General features: G+C 64.2%; 3 protein-coding genes. All 3 read left to right on the forward strand.

The window, feature by feature from the left end; translation table 11 throughout:
• Positions 1-106 precede the first annotated feature (106 nt).
• Positions 107-298: a DUF3460 family protein gene (locus IRZ12_RS17385; protein ID WP_296471303.1), complete on the forward strand. Its 192-nt coding sequence runs from the start codon at positions 107-109 to the stop codon at positions 296-298.
• A gap of 11 nt (positions 299-309) precedes the next feature.
• Entirely contained in the window at positions 310-1,191 is an 882-nt protein-coding gene (locus IRZ12_RS17390; RefSeq protein ID WP_296471305.1) for a ScpA family protein, read from the forward strand.
• Positions 1,192-1,266: 75 nt separating this feature from the next.
• Positions 1,267-2,109 carry a pantoate--beta-alanine ligase gene (gene panC / locus IRZ12_RS17395; protein ID WP_296471307.1) on the forward strand — a complete coding sequence of 281 codons (843 nt, stop codon included), beginning with the start codon at positions 1,267-1,269 and terminating at the stop codon, positions 2,107-2,109.
• Positions 2,110-2,195 lie beyond the last annotated feature (86 nt).

Consider the following 2,195-nt stretch of genomic DNA (forward strand, 5'->3'; position numbering starts at 1 on the left):
GCCCGGGCCACCGGCCCCCACCCCCAGGGTGCAGTAAACTCCCGACTGCAACGCAAGCCCGCCGGATGCCGATCGCCGGCGCCGCATGCAGAAACGAAGGTTAGTCATGGCCAAGAGCTACGAATCCGACATCACCCAATTCCTGCGCAACCTCAAACAGGAGCGCCCGCATCTCGAAGCCGAGCAAAAGAAAGGCCGCGCTCGCCTTTGGGACAAGTCCATCGATCCGGAACTCGTCGAAGGCTTCAAGGCCGCGACGGTGCCGCAAAAACCCTATGTCTACCAAACGGACCACTAAGCGCTCGGGAAATGGGCTCCTCCCCGCCTCCCAACGACGGGTTGACCGCATTGGCTGAACCCGCCGTCGACAGCACGCCCGACGTCGTCGACGGCGTGGCCATCGCTCGGCTATATGGCGAGCCGCTGTTCGCCCTGCCGCAGGACCTATACATTCCGCCGGACGCGCTCGAGATCTTCCTCGAGACCTTCGAAGGCCCGCTCGACCTGCTGCTCTACCTGATCCGCAAGCAGAACTTCAACGTACTGGACATCCCGATGGCGGAAGTCACCCGCCAATACCTGTCCTACGTGGAGCAGATCCGCCAGCGCAACCTGGAACTGGCGGCCGAGTACCTGCTCATGGCGGCGATGCTGATCGAAATCAAGTCGCGCATGCTGCTGCCCGTGCGCAAGGCCGACACCGAAGAGGAAGTCGAAGACCCGCGCGCCGAGCTGGTGAGGCGGCTCCTCGAATACGAGCAGATGAAGCTCGCCGCGCAGCAGTTGGATAAACTCCCGCAACTCGGCCGGGACTTCTTCCGCGCCCAGGTCCTGCTGGAACAGGCCACGCAACGCCGCCTGCCCGACGTGAACCCCGAGGAGCTGCGGCAGGCTTGGGCAGAGATCGTCAAACGGGCCAAGCTCAATGCGCACCATCACATTTCGCGCGAAGAGCTCTCCGTGCGCGATCACATGAGCCAAATCCTGCGTCGGCTGCAAAACGTGCGCTACATGGAGTTCACCGAATTATTCATGGAGCGCATACAAGACGGCGCGGGCGTACCGGTCATCGTCGTGCATTTCATCGCGATGCTGGAGCTTGCCCGCGAATCATTGGTCGAGATCACCCAGGCGGAGCCCTACGCACCGATCTACGTCCGCCTGGCATTCACTTCCGTTCACACTCACTGAGGCGCCGGCACCGGCGGCCCGCTCGCCGAGCGGGCATGCTCCGGGCCAGGCGGCTCTCCAACCGCATCCAACACCATGAAGGTCGTCCACACTATCGAAGAACTGCGCGATCAATTGCGAGGCCAATTGCGAGTCGCCTTCGTGCCTACCATGGGCAATCTGCACGAAGGGCACCTGGCCTTGATGAAAACCGCGCGCCAGCACGGCGATCCGGTCGTCGCCAGCATCTTCGTCAACCGGCTGCAGTTCGGTCCCAACGAGGACTTCGACCGCTATCCCCGCACGCTGCCGGCGGACATCGAGAAATTGGAGCGGGACCGCAACGTCTACGTGCTGTTCGCGCCGGACGAAAAAGAGATGTATCCCGAACCGCAAAACTTCCGGGTGCAGCCGCCGGCCGACCTCGGCGGCATCCTGGAAGGGGAATTCCGGCCGGGCTTTTTCACCGGCGTCTCGACCGTCGTGCTCAAGCTGCTGTCCTGCGTCCAGCCGCGCGTCGCGGTCTTCGGCAAGAAAGACTACCAGCAGCTGATGGTCGTGCGGGCCATGTGCCGTCAGTTCCAGTTGCCGGTAGAGATCGTGCCGCAGGAAACCGTGCGTGCCGAGGACGGACTGGCGCTGTCCTCGCGCAACGGCTATCTCACGCCCCAGGAGCGCGCGGAGGCGCCCATGCTCTACGCTACGCTGCGGCGGCTGCAGGCCCGGCTGCACGAAGGCGTGCGTGACACGGCGCTGCTCGAGCGCGAGGCCATCGCGACGCTGACCGAGCGCGGCTGGAAGGTAGACTATGTTGCGGTGCGCCGGCAACGCGATCTGCTGCCGCCCACGCAGGAAGAAATGGAACGCGGGGAACCCTTGGTGGCGCTCGCCGCAGCCAAGCTCGGCACGACCCGCCTCATCGACAACCTGGAACTGTAGGACCGAACCGCCCCCATCCCCGGCCCCATCCAAGCGCGGACCGCTTGCAAGCAATTGATACAGTGGGGCCGCACGGGGCTCGCGAG

It is taken from the genome of Pigmentiphaga sp. (genome assembly GCF_019689535.1).
In the GTDB taxonomy this organism is placed as follows: domain Bacteria; phylum Pseudomonadota; class Gammaproteobacteria; order Burkholderiales; family Burkholderiaceae_B; genus Pigmentiphaga.

Bases quoted from the DNA above. Each gene is read 5' to 3' on its own strand.
- IRZ12_RS17385 (WP_296471303.1), top strand. From the start codon at position 107: ATGGCCAAGAGCTACGAATCCGACATCACCCAATTCCTGCGCAACCTC.
- IRZ12_RS17390 (WP_296471305.1), top strand. From the start codon at position 310: ATGGGCTCCTCCCCGCCTCCCAACGACGGGTTGACCGCATTGGCTGAA.
- panC (WP_296471307.1), top strand. From the start codon at position 1,267: ATGAAGGTCGTCCACACTATCGAAGAACTGCGCGATCAATTGCGAGGC.